Below are 17,056 nucleotides of genomic sequence, written 5' to 3'. Positions count from 1 at the left end.
GTACTCGCCCCCGGGGTCAACGCCCGGCGGCCCCGGCCGATGGAGAGGGGCATGGATCCGCGCGCCGCGCCCGGCTCACCGGCCCCCCGCCGTCGGGACCGCTGGGTCACGCGCGTGCTCGCCGTGCCCCTCGGCGCCTCCACGCACGAGGGGGTGGGCATGGTCCTGCTCCAGCTCGGAGCGTGCACCGCCCTCACCTACTGGCTCGGCGGCGTCGACCAGGTGCCGCCCCACTGGTTCTACCTGCCCATCGTGTTCGCCGGCGTGCGCTTCGGTCTGGGCGGCGCCTTCGTGACCGCCGTCGCCGCCGGGTTGCTGAGCGGGCCGGTCATGCCCGCCGAGGTCGCCACGGGCGTGGCCCAGTCCAGCGCCGAGTGGATCGTGCGCACCTTCCTGTTCGTGCTCATCGGCACGACCATCACGTTGCTCATCGAACGGTCGTCGGGCTCGGTCAAGGACGAGCTGGCCGCCCTCGAGCTCGAGAACGCCATGCACGACGGCCTCGAGCAGCGGCAGTTCACCGTGCACTACCAGCCCGTGGTGGTGGTCGGCGCCGACCCCCATATCGTCGGGTTCGAGGCCCTCGTGCGGTGGGAGCACCCGGAGCACGGCCTGCTGTCGCCGGCCGCCTTCGTGCCCGATGCCGAGGCCAACGACATGATCGTGCCCATCGGCGCCTTCGTCCTCGAGACCGCGTGCCGCCAGGTCGTCGAGTGGAACGACCAGCGCCCGGGCCGCCCACTGACCATGGCCGTCAACCTCTCGAGTCGACAGCTCGCCCGCCCGGACGTCACGGAGGTGATCGCGAGGGTGCTGCGGGAGACCGGCCTCGACCCCTCACTCCTGCACCTCGAGGTGACGGAGAGCGCGCTGGTCGAAGACGTCGCCGAGTCCACCGCCCGGCTGCTCGAGTTGAAGGCGCTCGGCGTCCGCATCGCGGTCGACGACTTCGGCACGGGGTACTCGTCGCTGAGCTACCTGCGCCAACTGCCCGTCGACGTCGTCAAGGTCGACCAGGAGTTCGTGGCCGGCATGGCCGGCGACACCGAGGCCGCCACGATCGTCGGCGCCATCGTCAGCCTCGCCCACGATCTCGGCAAGACCACGATCGCCGAGGGCGTCGAGGCCGCCGACCAGCTCGCCGCCCTCGCCGCCGTCGACTGCGACCTGGCCCAGGGCTACCTGTTCTCGCCCCCGCAGCCTCCCGACGTCGTCGCCGGGCTGCTCCGGGCCGACGCCCGGCACGCCGTCACCCGAACCGCCGAGGGCGCGCCGACCGGAACCCCGGCCGGCCCGCAACCGTCGCCCGTCCCCTTGGCGCGCTGGGTCTCCCGGGAGCTCGCGGGCGACGTCGGCTCCGCCGCGGTCCAGGCCCGGGCCCTCGCCGTGTTCTTCGCGGCCGGCGCGGCCCTCTCGTGGGCCGCGCTCCTGCTCCCCCACCCCCCGGAGGTCACCTGGTGGCTGTCGGCCGCCATCTCGGGGCTCGGCCTGCCGACCGCGCTGGCACTCTTCTGGGTGGGTGATCGCCTGCCCAACGCCGCGTTCCACCTCCTGCTCGCGGGCGGCACGGTGATGATCACCGCCGGCGTGGTGGTGTCCGAGGGCAGCGACGCCTCCATCACGACGTCGACCTACTACGTCTGGGTCGCCCTCTACGCGGCCTACTTCTTCTCCTGGCGCGCCGCCGCCGCCCACGTGGGCCTCGCCGGCGCGCTCTACGCCGGCGCCCTCCTCGCCGTCGGCCTTCCCGCGCCCGCGTCGATCTGGGTGATCGTCATGGGCACGGTCTTCGTGGCGGGGACGGTGACCGGCTGGCTGAGCGAGCAGATGCGGGCCCTCGCGCACACGGACGTGCTCACCGGCCTGCCCAACCGCCTGGCCCTGGCCGGCCTCCTCGGGCGCGAGATCGCCCGGGCCCAACGGACCGGGCAGCCGCTGTGCGTCGCCGTCGTCGACCTCGACCACTTCAAATCGGTCAACGACACGCACGGCCACGAGATGGGCGACCGGGTGCTGGCCGGCGTGGCCGACCGGTGGCGGGCGGCGCTGCGCGGCTCGGACATCCTCGCCCGCTACGGCGGCGACGAGTTCGTGGTCATCCTGCCCTCGTGCCCGGTGCCCGAGGCGACGAGCGTGCTCGAGCGACTCGTGCTGTCCAGCAAGCCCGGGGCGTCCGCGGGGGTGTCCACCTGGAGCGCCGGCGACACCCCCGATCGGCTCCTGGCCCGGGCCGACGGCGCCCTCTACGAGGCCAAGCGACTCGGTCGCAACCGCGTGATGATCCTCCCGCAGCTGCTCGACGGCGCCGCGACGGCTCCCGCGTCGCCCTGAGGCGCACCCACCGGTCCGCCCGATCCTGGGGCCGTGATGCCGCAGGCGGCGGTGGCCGCATGCCTAGTCTCGGGGCACCGGCCCGAGGAGTGACGCCGACCCATGCTCTTCCCGACGGCCCAGTTCGGGATCTTCTTCATCATCGTGTTCCTGGTGAGCTGGCGCCTGCGCCCCAACCGGCGCGCCTGGATGGCGTTCACCCTGGCGGCCAGCTACGTCTTCTACGGCTGGTGGGACTGGCGCTTCGTGCTGCTCATCGCCGGGTCGACGCTGTTCAACCAGGCCATGGGGACGGCCATCCACCGCAACCACGACGATGGCACCCGCAAGCTGCTGATGGGGCTGGCGGTGAGCGGCAACCTCGTCGTGCTCGGGTTCTTCAAGTACTACGAGTTCTTCGTCGTCTCGGTCACCAACGGGCTGGCGAAGCTGGGCCTCGACGCCAACCCCCCGCTGCTGCGGCTGATCCTGCCCATCGGGATCTCGTTCTTCACCTTCCAGGCCATCAGCTACGTGGTCGACATCTACCGCCGCGAGCTCGAGCCGGCCTCGCCCATCGAGTTCGGCATGTACCTGTCGTTCTTCCCCCACCTGGTGGCGGGGCCCATCGTGCGGGCCAGCGAGTTCGTCCCCCAGCTGCGCCGGCGCCCCGACGAGCACCGCATCCCCGCCACCGAGGCCTTCTTCCTCATCGTCGCCGGCCTCTTCAAGAAGGTCGTGATCGCGAGCTGGCTCGGCACCGAGGTGGTCGACCCCGTCTTCGCCGTGCCCGGCAACTTCTCGAGCCTCGAGATCCTCTTCGCGGTCTACGGCTACGCGATGCAGATCTACGCCGACTTCAGCGGCTACACCGACATCGCCATCGGCATCGCCCTGCTGCTCGGCATCCGCTTCCCGCAGAACTTCGACCGTCCGTACTCGGCCCTCTCCATCCAGGACTTCTGGCGGCGCTGGCACATCACGCTGTCGCGCTGGCTGCGGGACTACCTCTACATCCCCCTCGGCGGGAGCCGGGGCTCCGAGTCCGCCACCTACCGCAACCTCATGCTGACCATGCTGCTCGGCGGCCTGTGGCACGGCGCCTCGTGGACCTTCGTGGTGTGGGGCGGCCTGCACGGCACCTACCAATGCGTCGGCCATTGGCGCAATGGCCGGCGGGCGGCGCAGGAGGAGGCCGGGACGCTGGCGCCCTCGGTCATCCCCGAGGCCCTGCGGCCCGTGTTGGCGTGGCTCGCCACCTTCAACCTCGTGTGCTTCGCCTGGATCTTCTTCCGGGCCGAGTCGTTCGCGACGGCGTTCGACGTCATCAAGGGGATCTTCGACGTCACCGACCTGCTGCCGGGGCCGACCCTGCTGCTCGTCGCCGTGGTGGTAGGGATGTTGGCGGCGCAGTTCTCCCCCCGCTGGGTCGGCGCCTGGAGCAAGTCCGGGTTCTCCCGCCTGGCTCCGGTGCTCCAGGGGGTGGCCCTGGCCCTCAGCTTCGTGCTCATCGACACCCTGGGCCCCGTCGGCGTGGCCCCGTTCATCTACTTCCAGTTCTGATCCGATGCCCGACCACCACACCCCCGACCCCCACTCCCCCGGCGCAGCCCGGCCCGGCAGCGAGGAGCCGGGCCCGCGGACCCAGCGGGCCCTCGACCGCCTCGACGCCATGGACCCCGGCGACCACGGTCGCTTCACACCACCTCTGGCGCCGCCGGCCCGCACCCTCGACCTGCGCCAGGTCACCATCGTCGGGGTCGTGGCCCTCGGGCTGTTCACGCTCATGAACGCTTCGAGCCTGCTGCGCATCGTCGAGCGTCAGCCCTTCGGCTGGCAGCGCTCGGTCCAGGTGGCCCTGGTGAAGCCCATCGACGGCCTGAGCCACCTGCTCTTCCTCGACCGCCCCCGCACCACCGCCGACGACGCCCTCGGCCACGAGTTCGGCGACGCCGAGGCCTTCGACGACCTCACCACCGCCGAGCCGCCCGCCGCTCCCCCGGCCACCGAGCTGCCCGAGCCCACGGCGGCGGACCCCCTCGAGATCGTGGTCGTGGGCGACTCGCAAGCCGAGATCCTGGGTCAGTCCGTGATCGACAAGGCCGCCGCCACCGGGGTGATGGACGCCACCCTCGACTTCGAGTTCTCGAGCGGGCTCACGCGACCCGACTTCTTCAACTGGCCGGCCGAGATCCAACAGGTGGTCGAGACCACCGACCCGGACGCCATGGTCGTGGTGTTCGGGGCCAACGACGGCCAGGGCATGGAGCTCGACACCGGCGTGTTCCAGCCGGGCGACCCCGAGTGGAACGCCGAGTACGCCCGCCGGGTGGACGCGGTCATGACCTACCTCGAGCAACAGGGCGTGCGGGTCTACTGGATCGGTCAGCCCATCGCCCGCGACGGCGAGTACTCGGCCCGGCTCCAGCTCATGAACGGCATCTTCGAGGAGGTGGCCGCCGACCACCCCAACACCACCATCGTGTCGCTCTACGACCTGTTCGCCGACGAGAACGGCAACTACTCCGACTACCTGCCCGGCGCCGGCGGCGAGGTCGTCAACATGCGCAACAGCGACGGCATCCACATGACCCGCGCCGGTGGCGACCGTGCCGCCGACGCGATCTTCGCGGCGATCGAAGAAGACCTCCCCAACGGCGCCCCGACGCCCACCACGGTCGCCCCAGCCGTCACCCCGACCACGATCGCACCCTGACCCGAGGCGATGCCCTCAGGCGTTGGAGGCACCGATGTCCGGACAGGTCACGTGACGGAGCGGAGCGGAGTCGCAACACCGACGAACCCGCCGCCAGGCCCGCCGACGTGGCGAAGCCGCTCCGAGGAACGAGGAGCCAGTGTCAGGCGCCGCAGTCGAGGAGCGTCTCGCAGGCGGCGTCGACCGGGGGCGCGTACGGCACCTGGCCGGGGTTGAAGCCGAGGGGCTGGTAGGCGAGTGACGCCACCGCCACCACCTTGCCGTCCTGGGTCACGACCGGCCCGCCCTGCCATGCGCTGCCCACCGGCGTGGTCATCTGGATGCCCTCGGCGCTCTGGCCGAGGACCATGCCCGGACTGAAGGTGACGCCGGCCGCGCCCACGCCGCTGGCGGCGTAGACCCGCTCGCCGGTCACGGCGGCGGCGTCGCCCGTCGCCCAGATCAGCGGCTCCAGGCCACCCCGGTCGAGGCTCAGCAGGGCGAGGTCGTGCGCGGGGTCCCAACTGTGGAGCTGGGCGACCACGGCCTCGCCGCCGGCGTTGGTGAGTCGGATCTCGGGGCCGGGTTGGGTGGTCGATGCGGACACCACCCGGTAGGAGGTGACGAGCAGGGACTGGCTGTCGTCGGACGAGACCACGAAGGCCGTGCCCACCGAGGGCTGGCCGTTCTCGTCGAGGGTGGACACGAAGAAGGTGGAGGGCAGCACCACGGGGGTGAGGTCGGCCATGGCGACGGCGTCGCTCTTCTGGTCGATCAGCGGCCCGGCCCGTTCCTGGAGCTCGGTGAGGGCCTGCTGCTGGGCCTCGTCGATCGAGGCGCCGGCGTCGGTGAGGCGCTGCTGAAGGCTCTCGGCCAGCACGCCGACGCGGTCTTCGTTCGTGGACAGACGCCAGTCGTAATAGGCGTAGAGCATCGCCCCGGCGAAGGCCGCACCGATGGCCGCCGCCAGCAACAGCATCGAGATGCCGATCACGGTGCGGGGCAGGATGCGGTGGCGGCGGAGCTCGAGGCGGGCGCCTCGCTTCTCGTCCTTGGCGAGGCGCTTGGCGGCCCGACGCTCGCGGCGGGACGGGCGCTCGGTGCTCGGTGACTCGACGACCGGGGCCGCCACCGGCGCGGCGGGGGCGATCGGGGGAACGGGCGGCACCGGCGCCCCGGGGGCGGTGCGGGCATCGGGGAGGACGATCAGGGGATCGGTGAGGGGGGTCGTGAGGGGGGTCGGACCGGCGGGGCCGGTGTGCACGCGTGGCGCCACCGCGGGCCACGCCGGCGCCACGACGTCGGCGACGGGCGCCGGCGGGAGGGGCGGCACCACGGGCTCGACGGGCATGCTCTCGGCCACGAGCCCGTCCCAGAGCTGGCGCAGCTCGTCGACGTGATCAACGCCGACGTCCACCTCGTCGTCCGGCAGCGGCGAACGCAGCTCGCGGTGCAGTCGACGGGTCTCCGCGTGGGCGGCGCGGTCGATCATGGTGTTCTCATCGGCTGTTGCGCCGGGCGCCTGAGCAAGAGGTGGGTCCGGTGGCGTCATGGGTCCCCCAGGGTCGGTGTCTGATCACAGGGCCCGCCGCAGTCGGTGGCCACCTGCCCCGGGGTCATGGGCGCCAGGGGCTCCGGCTCGAAGGGCACGGTGGTCGGCGGTGCGCCCGGGGTGGCGGCCGGAGCAGGAGCCGGCGTCTGGGCCACGGGCGTGGGCAGCGGGCCCGGCACGGGGAAGCCCAGCACCGGTTGGTCGGCGAGGGCGTTGCGCATGAAGTCGGCCCACGTCTCTGCGGGGAAGCCGCCTCCGAAGACGCGGGACGCGCCCTTGATGCCGTAGAGCGGGCGGGGCACGTCCGAGTAGCCCATCCACACCGCGGTCGAGAGCTGCGGCGTGTACCCCACGAACCAGGCGGCGCGGTGCTCCTGGGCGGTGCCGGTCTTGCCCGCCGCCGGCCGACCGATGTCCGCAGCACGGCCCGTGCCGCTCGAGATGACCCCTCCGAGCAGGCTGGTGACCGTGTCGGCCACGGCCGGGTCGAGCACCTGCTCGCCCTGCGGGGCGGTGTTGTCCATGAGGACCCGACCCTCGTGGTCGAGCACGCGCAGGATGGGGGTGGCGGGAGCCCGCACGCCGTGGTTGGCGAGCACGGCGTAGCCGGCCGCCATCTCCAGCGGGGAGGTCTCGTAGGCCCCGAGGGCGAGCGACACCCCGTACTGGGTGGTCTCGGGGTCGATCGAGCGGACGCCGAGACGGTGGGCCAGCTCGGCGACGTTCTGCGGGCCGACGTCCTGGATGAGCTGCGCGAACACGGTGTTCACCGAGTGGGCGGTGGCCTGGCGCAGATCCTCCTCGCCTCCGTTGCCCGCCTCGGCGTTGGAGATCGTGCACTGGCCGGTGCAGTCGGGCAGCGTGATCGACGCCGGGGCCGGGTAGCGGTCCTCGGGGGTGATGCCCCGCTCGAACGCCGAGGCCAGCACGAAGGCCTTGAACGACGACCCCGGCTGCACCCCCAGGGTGCCGCCGAGGGCGAGGTTCACCTGGCTCTGGGCGAAGTCCCGGCCGCCCACCATGGCCTTCACGTGGCCGGTGGCGGGGTCGACGGTGACGAGCGACATCTCGAGCGGCGGCGCGGTGCCGTCGAGGGTGCGGCTGACCGACTGCTGGGCCAGCAGCTGGAGCCTCGGGTCGAGGGTGGTCTCCACCCGCAGGCCGCCTCGGTAGAGGGACTCGTGGTCGAAGCGGGCGAGCAGGAAGCGCCGCACGTAGTCCACGAAGTACGGGTGGACGGTGGCCACGTCGTTCTGCGGCGGCGCGTGGACGACGGTCGCGGGCCCGGGCGGGTCGCCGAAGGGGGCGTACCAGATGTGCTCGTCGCGGGCGGCCCGGAACTCGGTGAGGGTCAGGTAGCCCTGGTCCCGCATGGCCCGCAGCGACTGGATGCGGCGGGTCTCCGCCACCTCGGCGTTGCCCCGGGGCCCGTAGTTGTTGGGCGAGGCGATGGTGCCCGCGAGCATGGCGGCCTCGGAGGCGGTCAGCTCGGACAGCGGCTTGCGGAAGTAGGACTCGGCCGCAGCACCCACCCCGTAGGCGCCGTCGCCGAAGTAGATGCTGGTGAGGTAGCGGAAGAGGATCTGCTCCTTGGTGATCTCCCGCTCGAGACGGCTGGCCAGCAGTGCCTCGCGGAGCTTGCGGCTCAGGTTTCGCTCACCGGTCGTGTAGGTGTTCTTCACGTACTGCTGGGTGATGGTGGAGCCGCCCTGGACGGTGTCGCCCTCCTCGAAGTTGCTCAGGGCGGCGCGCACGATGGCCTCGGGATCGACGCCGTCGTGCTCCCAGAAGTTCTGGTCCTCGACCGCCACCACGGCGTCCTTCAACACCTGGGGGATGTCTTCGGGCCGGGTCGGGACCGTCAGCTCGAACTCGCGGAACTGGGTGATGGGGTTGCCAGCCGCGTCGTAGACCGTGGTGGGCATCGACCGCACGCGGGGGTTGCGGTCGGTCGGCAGGGTGCCGGGCACGTCGGCCTTGATGAGGGTCCAGAAGGCCGTCGCCGCCGCCGCGGGCACGCAGACGCCCACCACCACGGCGACCAGCACCACCATCTTCACGGTCATGCGGGGGATGCCCCACCAGCGCCGGCGGCGCTTCGGGGGTGGGAACGGGGCGATGCGGTCGGCTCGGCGGGCCATCACGACACCCGCTCGAACGTGCACGCCGGGGCGTCACCCAGGGTGACGAGGTTGCGGGCGAAGGTGTCGAGCACCAGCGCGCCGGTACCGGTGAACGTGCGCTGGTCGTCGCTCCAGGCGTCGTCCTCCCAGACCTCGTAGACGAGGGCGCACGAGGCGGCGTCGCCCACGACGGTGTAGGTGCCGGCCGGGAGGGGCCCGGCGAAGGGCGGCGTGAACTGCTCGCCGACGGCGAAGTCGGCCACCGGGGTGTCGGGCGCGGTGGTCGACGTGGTCGGGCCCACCGGGCGCGAGCACGCCGGCACCGTGATCCGGGCCACCCCCTCACCGGCGGTGATCACGAGGTCGCCCGGCGACGGGGCCGTGCAGGTGACGGTCCAGGTGGCGCCGCCGGCGCCGTCGACGCTGACGTCCGGGGCGGCGATCTCCCAGCCCGCGCCCGACGTCAGGGCGGCGACCGTGCCGGTGAGGGGGATGCCTCGGACCACCCCGTCGCCGTCCACCTCGTGGCGGGTGATGAGGGCCGTGACGTTGACCGCGGCGCCGATGGTGGGCGTCGGCGTCAGGATCGCGGCCTGCACGTCCACGCCGCCCTGGGCCGTGGCCTCGAGGTCGACGGTGCCGGCTTCCTCGGCTCCGAGGAACAGCACGGTGGACGAGTTCATGGCGAGGTCGGGCATGCGCCAGCCGCGCACGCGGTAACGGCCGCCGATGATCCCCTTGGCGTTCCATCGGCCCTGCTCGTTCGTGGCCACCTCCAGCACGGCCGAGGCCTCCCCCACGAAGCGCTCCAGGCGGATCCGTCCCCGGGCCACCGGCCCGTCCGGGCCGACGAGGGTGCCGGTCAGGGACGCGTCCCCGCCACGGATGGTGACCGGGAAGGCCAGGGGGGCGCCCGGCGGCACGGGGGCGAGGGTCACGTCGCGGGTGTCGTCGAACTGTGGCTCGACGTACGGCTCCATCGTCGTGCGCGTGGGGTTCTCGAGGGCCTCGATGTCCCGGCCGCTGTCCGCCGAGCACCCCGCGGCGGCCACGAGCGCGACGGCGAGCGCCATCACACTCCAGCGGCGCGCGCCATGGGCCATATGGACCAATCGGCAGGCTCCCCTCCCGGTGTGAGGACGGGCGGGGTGGCCGGAGCACCGGAGCACGTCCGATACTGGGGGTATGTACGAGTGGAGCGAAGAGCACCAGATGATGCGCGACGCCATGCGTCGCTTCGTCGAGGCCGAGATCGTCCCCAACCTCGAGGAGCTCGAGCACGGCGACACCCCGCCCTACGAGGTGCTGCGCAAGCTGTGGTCGACCTTCGGGATGGACGCCGCCGCCCGCGACCGCTTCAAGCGCCAGATGGACAAGGAGAAGGCGGTCGCCGCGGGCGAGGCCGAGGCCTCCACCGAGAAGCGCGGCGGCGGGGGCGATGGGTCGATGACCCTCATCCCCATCATCGAGATCTGCCGGTACTGCCCCGGCATGGTCACGGCCATGGGCGTGAGCGTCGGCCTCACCGCCTCGGCGATCATGTCGAAGGGCACCACCGCCCAGAAGGAGCGGTGGGCGCTCGACCTGCTGACCATGGAGAAGATCGGCTCGTGGGCCATCACCGAGCCCGACTCCGGCTCGGACGCCTTCGGCTCGATGAAGGCCACCGCCAAGCGCGACGGCGACGAGTACGTCCTCAACGGCTCCAAGACCTTCATCACCAACGGCCCCTACGCCGACACCATCGTGTTCATCTGCAAGCTCGACGAAGGCAACGACCCCGCCGACCGCAAGATCCTCAGCTTCGTCCTCGATTCCGGCATGCCCGGCCTCGAGCAGTCGAAGCCCCTGCGCAAGATGGGCATGCACTCCTCCCCCACCGGCCAGCTCTTCCTCAACGACGTGCGCGTCGGCAAGGACCGCCTGCTCGGCGAGACCGAGGACCTGCCCTCGGGTGGCCGGGCCGGCGCCAAGGACACCTTCTCGATGGAGCGCACCGGCGTGGCCGCCATGTCGCTCGGCATCGTCGAGCGCTGCCTCGAGCTCTGCACCGAGTACGCCAAGGAGCGGGTCCAGTTCGGCAAGCCCATCGGCGAGTTCCAGCTCATCCAGCTGAAGCTGGCGAAGATGGAGGTCGCCCGCCTCAACATCCAGAACCTGGTCTTCCGCCAGATCGAGATGGCCGCCAACGGCACGGGCATGGACCTCACCGAGGCATCGGCCTGCAAGCTCTACTCCGCGCAGGCGGCCATGGAGGTCGCCCTCGAGGCCGTCCAGGTGTTCGGCGGCAACGGCTACATGGCCGAGTACCAGGTCGAGCAGCTCGCCCGCGACGCCAAGGTCCTCCAGATCTACGCCGGCACCGACGAGATCCAGATCTCCCAGATCGCCCGCAACCTGCTCAGCGCCTGAGGCGGAAGCGCTGGTCGAGGGCGTCGGCGGCGCCTTCGTCCAGGACCAGGTCGGCCACCATCCTCCCGATGACCGGGGTGAACTTGAAGCCGTGGCCCGAGCAGGGTGAGGCGATCACCACGGCGCCGCGGCGGTCGAGGACGAAGTCGTCGTTCGGCGTCTGGGTGAACAGGCAGGTCTCGGCCCGCAGGGGCACCGGGTCGAGGCCCGGCAGCCACATCTCGACGTAGTCGGCGAGGCGGCGCAGGGCGTCCTGGCGCACCTCGAAGGGCCCGTCGTCGGGGTCCACCACGGTGGGCACGCTCTCCTCCCCCACCTTCACCGCGGTGCCGGGGAAGGTCGTGCGCCGGCCGCCGATGCCCGGGTCGCCCATGCCGTAGGCGCCGAACGACGCCGCCGACGCGCTGGACGTGTCCCGGTAGTGGATGAACGACGGCCAGACCGCGGTGGGGTCCCGGGGCGCGAACCAGCCGGGCTGCTGGAACGTGACGGTCAGCGGCGGCAGCGGCACCAGGTCGCCGGCGAGCGGCGCGGCCCACGCGCCGGCCGACACGACCACGACGTCGGCCAGCAGCTCGCGGCCGTCGGTCTCGACCACGACGCCGCCGTCACGGAGGTGGATGGCCCGGGCGGGCTCCTCGTGGGCCACCTCAGCGCCGAGACCACGGGCGACGTCCTGGGCGGCGCGCACCGTGCGGTCGGCGAAGGAGATGCCCCCGTCCGGCTGGAACACCGCCGGCCCCTCGATGCGCAGGAACGGCCAGCGCTCGGCCGCCGCTTCGGGGCCCACGAGCTCATGGCGCACCCCCGCCCGGGTGAGGGCGGCGGCCACCTCGTGGATGCGCTCGGGCTCGCCGTGGTCGAGCGCCCCGACTCGGTCGAGCAGCTCCTCGTCGGCGGCCTCCTCCAGCTCGGCCCACAGCGGCTCGGCCTCGAGGGCCAGGCGCACGTAGAGGTCGTCGGCGTAGGCCAGCCGGAAGATGCGCACGGTGCCGTGCGACGAGCCGCGGTCGTGCCCTTGCTCGAATTGCTCGAGCAAGGTGACGTCGGCGCCCGCCTTCGCCAAGTGCCAGGCCGACGCCGACCCCATGGCCCCCGCCCCCACCACGACCACCTTCACCTCTGTTCCTCCTTCGTCGGAACCCCTTCGGCATCCGGTTCGCCGGTGGCGCTGTTCCGCTCCGCTCGCAACATCGCACCGATCATGGGACGAAGACGCCGATGCCGTCGGGGAAGGCGAGGCCCTCGTCGAGGGTCTCGGGGGGCTGGGGCTCGCCGTCGACGAACACGATGGCGCGCACCGAGCCGGTGTCGTCGCCGGGGCCGAACCCGTCGACGGGGTCGGCCACCACGCCGATGTCGGCGTAGTAGAGGGTGCCGTCCGGGGCCACGCCGAGGCCGAGGGGCGTGCCGGTGGAGAACGGCTCGGGGCCGAGCGCCTCGCCGGCGGGCGGCTCGAGGATGGTGCGCAGGAAGGCGCCGCCGGCGTCGTACTCGTTGATCACCCCCGTGATGATGCTCGACACGTAGAAGCCGTCGTCGGGCGCCGGCGCGATGGAATGGGGCGTCGACAAGCCGTTCTCCCCGGCGGAGATGAAGACCTCGCGGGTCACCGCCCCCTCGTCCACCAGTGGGGCGCCGGTGCCGTCGGTACGCCCGCAGCCGCCGGCGGCGTCCGGGCCCGTGGGCCAGTCGCCCGAGTAGCGCAGCACGCCGGCGGTGGGCGGGCGGGCCGATCCCACGTACACGTTGTCGTCGCCGTCGACGAAGATGCCGCCCGCCGTGGCGATACCGACGTCCACCTTGCAGAAGGCGACGTCGTCGAAGCCGGCGTTGTCGGCCCCGTCGACGTACTCACCCCCCGTGAAGGGCGGGAACCAGACGATCAACTGCCCGTCCCCCTCGCCGCTGGCCTGGTTGCCGATGTCGCTGGTGACCACCCGGCCGTCGGAGAGGAAGCCGCAGCCGTAGTTCTCCGCGTTGTCGGCCGAACCCTGGTAGGTCGGGGTGAGCTTGCCCACCTGCGTGGCGGACAGGTCCCCCACCGTGTCGCCCTCGAGCCGGAAGATCCCCCAACCCTGGAGGGGGTCGGGCTGGTTGGTGTCCTCGCCGGCGATGAACTGGGTGGGGTCGTCGGGGAAGAAGCAGATCTGGGCGTTGATGTCCCGGCCCGTCTCGGGGTCGTCCTCCTTGTTGGTCAGCACCACCTGCGAATCGCCGGGTTCGTCGGTGGCGTATGCGACGAGGTCGTTGCCCTGGCCGCTGAGGACGATGGGCGCGGCCGGCGCCGAGGTGGTGGACGTCGTGGCCGCGTCGCCGGTCTCGGCGACGCCGGCGTCGTCTCCGCTGCTGCTGCACGCGGCCGCGGCGAGCAGCGCGACGACGAGCAGGGCGGAGGACGCGAGCCCCCGGCGGCGCCTCGCTCCGGGACCACCGTGTCGGTCGGTCCCATGGGAGCGTGGTCCTGGAGCGCGGGAAACGGCGGTCATGGTGCCTCCGGTCGGAGCGGGGGGTCGAACGAGATGGTGTCGACGAGGCGGTCGAAGCCCTCGGCGATGGGCGGCAGGGCGGACGTGTCGTTGACCGCGAGCACGCTGAGGCGGTCGAACGCGGTGCCCAGGTCGGGAAGAGCGTCGGTGTGGCACGCCAGCGCGTCGGGATCGGAGTCGACCGTCGGCTCCAGCACGCACACGAGCGCGCCGTTCGGGTTGTCGACCCCCTTCGACAGGAACACCGCGTAGTCGCTCGCCCCGGCATTGGCCGCGGGGCTCCCGGGGCGCAACCAGCCGTCGGGAGCACCGAGGCCGGTGGCGAAGACCGTCACCGACGCCGGGTCGGTGGCGATCTCCAACGTCATCTCCGGGGTCAGCCCTGCCGGGGGGTCCTTCAGCGAGAACGAGAACGCACAGGGCGCGCCGACGCACTCCTGGCCGTCGTCGACGAACGCCGCGATCGGCACCGCCGTGGTCGTCGGCGCCGCCACCTCGGTGGTGGTCGTCGGCGCATCCTCGCCGGGGAGCGTGAAGCGGTAGACGCCGCTGTTCTCGGCCAGGACGTCCTGCCCGGGCTCGCGCAGCCCTGCCACTGCGAACACGTCGTCGTCCTGGATGGCCACGCCGCCGGCGACCGGGCCGTCCATCTCCTGCTCCCAGCGCACGTCGCCGGTGGCCACCTCGACCGCCCGCAGGGTGAAGTCCGTGCCGCCCGAGAAGGCGACGTCGCCCACGATCGAGGTGGCTGCGTAGGTGGGGGCGGCGAGGTCCTGCTGCCAGACGATCTCGCCGGTGGCGGCGTCGATCCCGTGCAGGCAGGGGCAGGGGCCCACCGCGGTCCCCCCGACGATGGTGCCGTCGTCGCTCACGGCGGTGGGGCCGATGAAGCCACCCGTCGAGAAGTTGCCCCCGGGCTCGTTGAGGCCCGGCTGCGTGGCCTCCACCTCCCAGACCAACTCACCGGTCGTCCGGTCCACCGCGTAGTAGTGACCGTCCTTGTTCCCCAAGCCGACGAGGTCGGCGCCGTCGGCGCTGAACAGGTTCGGCGCGCCGGCGAAGTCGAGGTCGTCGTTGTTGGGCTCGTGGGGCTGGAAGCGCCACGCCAGCGAGCCGTCGTCCAGCGAGATCGCCACCAGGGCGTCGGTGAACCGGGTCCACCCCTCGGGCGAGGTGTTGCAGTTGCCCGTGCCGAAGAAGACGAGCGCCCGCGCCACGTCCACCGAGGGCGACGACCACACGTCGGCGCACCCGCTCGGGGGCCCACCCCGGTCGGGGTCGAAGGTCCACACCTCGTCGCCGGTGGCCGCGTCGAGGGCCACCACGCCGGCCCGCTCGGTCGGGGCGTTGTGGACGTCGTAGCCCACGATCACGATCTGGCCGGCGGGCCCGTCGACCACGACGGGCGACGTCTCGATCTCGGTCGGATCGTCGTCGTCGCCGTCGGGGTTCAGCTCGTGGGCCCACACCTCCTCGCCGGTGGCGCCGTCGAGGGCGTAGAGGGTCTTGCCGGCACCGAAGTAGACGGTGCGGGCACCCGCCACGTCGGCCACCGCCGCGCTCGACACGATCTGGCCGGCGTAGACCTGCTCGTGTGGCTCGGCCTGGAAGCTCCACCGGAGCGACCCGTCGTCGCGGTCGAGGGCGTAGAAGCGCCCGGTCCAGTCGCCGACGTACAGGGAGTCGCCCACGACGGCGGGCGTCGCGGTCACGACGTCGTCCGTGTTGAAGAACCAGGCCTGCTCGAGGACGCCCACCGTCGCCGCCGACAGGCTCGTCGGGCACGCCGCCGGCGCCACGAAGCGACGCTCCGGGGACTGGCCCCACATCGGCCAGTCGCACTCGCCCACCGCGGCGGTGTCGGGCCCGTCGTCGGGGGCATCGAGGGCGGCGTCGTCGCTGCCACAGGACACCGCGAGCGCCGCGACCACGACCACGACCCCCCAGGTCGTCCACTTGCCCCACGTCCCCCGCATCACCGCCGATCATGGCATCGTCGGGGTGGCATCGCCTCCCGGGTCCCCCGGGGCCCGAGGCGGCGGTTGGTACCGTTGGCCCATGCCGGTGCTCGCGGTCGCCAACCAGAAGGGCGGGGTGGGCAAGACCACCGTCGCCTTGGGCCTCGCCGCCGCCGCGTCCGAGGCCGGTCGGCGCGTCCTCGTGGTCGACCTCGACCCCCAGGCCAACGCCACGACCGGCCTGGGGGTGTGGGACGCCACCGCCACCGTCGACGACGCCCTCTCGGTCGACCGTCCCGGTGCCATCGAGGCCAGCATCACCACCGCGGCCTGGCCGGCCGGCGCCGGCCCCGTGCCCGAACTCGCCCCCAGCACCCCTGCACTCGCCGGCCGCGAGGTGCAGCTCGCCACCGACGCCGTCGGCGCCCAGGACCGGCTGCACACGGCGCTCAAGGGCGTCCCCCACGATCTCGTCATCATCGACTGCCCTCCGTCGCTCGGCCTGCTCACGGTCAACGGCCTGGTGGCGGCCGACCGCGTCGTGGTGGTCAGCGAGCCCGCCGCCTGGGCCTCCGACGGCGTGGCCCAGATGCTGCGCACCATCGAGCGGGTGCGCGACCGCCAACGCACGGACCTGGCAGTCGCCGGCATCGTCGTCAACCGCCTGGGCCGCACCCGCGACGCCCGCTACTGGCACGAGCAGCTCGTCGAGACCTACGGCGACCTCGTCGTCGGTCCCATCCACCTGCGGGCGGCCGTCGCCGAGGCATCCGCCCAGTCCCTCCCGCTCCACGCCCTGGGCCAGCGCGCCGGCGCCGAGACCGCCGCCCAGGAATTCGCCGACCTGCTCGCCCAGGTCGTGCCCGACCCCTCCGAGGACGCCTGATGGCCACCTACGACCCCCAGAAGGGCCACGCCCGGCCCAAGCCCACCGCCGACGAGCCCGCCCCCGTGGACGAGCTGCTCGACGTCGCCGCCGAACCGGCACCGGAGCCTGAGCAGGCACCCGAGTCCGAGCCGGCCGCCGCCCCTTCGGGGCCGAGCCCCGTGAGCGTGGCCGACGCCTCCCCGGCGCCGGCCCAGGTCGGCGGCACCGCCCGCCGCCTCCCCGCGAAGAAGGTGGGGGCGGGCGTCGCCCTCACCGCACTGGTGTTCGCGCTCAGCTGGGCCTTCCGCCGCCGTCGGCGGGCCGGACGCTCCTGATCAGCGGCCCTGCGCCGTCCCCGAGAAGACGGTCGGGCCCACCGGCACTTCGTTGACGCCGTCGAGGTGGGCGCCGACGTCGGCGGTCGGCCGCAGCATCGTCAGCGCGACGACGGCGGCGGCGGCCAGCGCGATGACGACCCGCTGGCGGGCGGTGACGGTCGTGGTGTCGTCCATGGAACGGACGGTACGGACACCGTCTGACGGGCCTGGAGGACCGCGATGACGTCTCCGTGACCCCCAGGTGAACCCTTGGCCGATCCCGTGCCGCGGGGCGTCGTTCCGGACCCGTCGGTATCGATGGGCCGTACGGA

At 72.6% G+C, this 17,056-nt stretch carries 13 protein-coding genes; 6 read left to right on the top strand and 7 right to left on the bottom strand.

From position 1 onward, the window contains the following. The first annotated feature begins 51 nt into the window (after positions 1 to 51). From JNK12_00675 to JNK12_00665, 3 genes are all read left to right on the top strand, one after another. The gene (locus JNK12_00675) at positions 52 to 2,331 is read left to right on the top strand and encodes a GGDEF domain-containing protein (GenBank protein ID MBL8774404.1); all 2,280 of its coding nucleotides are present in this window, start codon (positions 52 to 54) and stop codon (positions 2,329 to 2,331) included. A 102-nt stretch (positions 2,332 to 2,433) separates the two neighbouring features. Continuing rightward, the gene (locus tag JNK12_00670; protein MBL8774403.1) at positions 2,434 to 3,873 is read left to right on the top strand and encodes an MBOAT family protein; all 1,440 of its coding nucleotides are present in this window, start codon (positions 2,434 to 2,436) and stop codon (positions 3,871 to 3,873) included. 4 nt (positions 3,874 to 3,877) lie between these two features. Beyond that, positions 3,878 to 5,026, top strand: coding sequence for a DUF459 domain-containing protein (locus tag JNK12_00665; protein MBL8774402.1), 1,149 nt, complete (start codon positions 3,878 to 3,880; stop codon positions 5,024 to 5,026). A gap of 142 nt (positions 5,027 to 5,168) precedes the next feature. On the opposite strand, the gene JNK12_00660 is transcribed toward JNK12_00665, so the two are convergent. The 3 genes from JNK12_00660 to JNK12_00650 are packed head-to-tail and all read right to left on the bottom strand — an operon-like array spanning position 5,169 to position 9,753. Continuing rightward, positions 5,169 to 6,497 (bottom strand): trypsin-like peptidase domain-containing protein, encoded by a 1,329-nt coding sequence (locus JNK12_00660; protein ID MBL8774401.1) that lies wholly within the window; start codon positions 6,495 to 6,497, stop codon positions 5,169 to 5,171. Between the two features lie 56 nt (positions 6,498 to 6,553). Continuing rightward, a complete protein-coding gene (locus JNK12_00655) occupies positions 6,554 to 8,698 on the bottom strand; it encodes a transglycosylase domain-containing protein (GenBank protein ID MBL8774400.1) in 2,145 nt (714 codons plus the stop codon). Further along, entirely contained in the window at positions 8,698 to 9,753 is a 1,056-nt protein-coding gene (locus tag JNK12_00650; GenBank protein ID MBL8774399.1) for a hypothetical protein, read from the bottom strand. Before JNK12_00650 ends, JNK12_00655 begins: the two co-directional genes overlap by 1 nt. Positions 9,754 to 9,865: 112 nt before the next feature. On the opposite strand from JNK12_00650, the gene JNK12_00645 reads away from it, so the two are divergent. Further along, positions 9,866 to 11,092, top strand: coding sequence for an acyl-CoA dehydrogenase family protein (locus JNK12_00645; GenBank protein ID MBL8774398.1), 1,227 nt, complete (start codon positions 9,866 to 9,868; stop codon positions 11,090 to 11,092). Here the strand turns inward: JNK12_00645 and JNK12_00640 are convergent. The 3 genes from JNK12_00640 to JNK12_00630 all read right to left on the bottom strand — a co-directional run bounded on the left by JNK12_00640 (position 11,082) and on the right by JNK12_00630 (position 15,557). Continuing rightward, positions 11,082 to 12,212 (bottom strand): FAD-dependent oxidoreductase, encoded by a 1,131-nt coding sequence (locus JNK12_00640; GenBank protein ID MBL8774397.1) that lies wholly within the window; start codon positions 12,210 to 12,212, stop codon positions 11,082 to 11,084. The two genes, JNK12_00645 and JNK12_00640, sit on opposite strands and share 11 nt — an antisense overlap. Positions 12,213 to 12,294: 82 nt before the next feature. Further along, on the bottom strand, positions 12,295 to 13,581 hold the full coding sequence (locus JNK12_00635; GenBank protein MBL8774396.1) for a hypothetical protein: 1,287 nt from the start codon (positions 13,579 to 13,581) through the stop codon (positions 12,295 to 12,297). Beyond that, complete coding sequence (locus JNK12_00630) at positions 13,578 to 15,557, bottom strand: PQQ-binding-like beta-propeller repeat protein (protein MBL8774395.1); 1,980 nt, start codon at positions 15,555 to 15,557, stop codon at positions 13,578 to 13,580. Before JNK12_00630 ends, JNK12_00635 begins: the two co-directional genes overlap by 4 nt. Positions 15,558 to 15,639: 82 nt before the next feature. On the opposite strand from JNK12_00630, the gene JNK12_00625 reads away from it, so the two are divergent. Together JNK12_00625 and JNK12_00620 are read left to right on the top strand one after the other, a co-directional pair. Then, complete coding sequence (locus JNK12_00625) at positions 15,640 to 16,425, top strand: ParA family protein (protein MBL8774394.1); 786 nt, start codon at positions 15,640 to 15,642, stop codon at positions 16,423 to 16,425. Then, positions 16,425 to 16,742, top strand: coding sequence for a hypothetical protein (locus JNK12_00620; GenBank protein MBL8774393.1), 318 nt, complete (start codon positions 16,425 to 16,427; stop codon positions 16,740 to 16,742). Before JNK12_00625 ends, JNK12_00620 begins: the two co-directional genes overlap by 1 nt. On the opposite strand, the gene JNK12_00615 is transcribed toward JNK12_00620, so the two are convergent. Then, on the bottom strand, positions 16,743 to 16,919 hold the full coding sequence (locus tag JNK12_00615; protein MBL8774392.1) for a hypothetical protein: 177 nt from the start codon (positions 16,917 to 16,919) through the stop codon (positions 16,743 to 16,745). Positions 16,920 to 17,056 lie beyond the last annotated feature (137 nt).

This window comes from Acidimicrobiales bacterium (genome assembly GCA_016794585.1).
Classification (GTDB): Bacteria; Actinomycetota; Acidimicrobiia; order Acidimicrobiales; family DATDAH01; genus JAEUJM01.
This window is presented reverse-complemented; position numbering and strand designations above follow the sequence as displayed.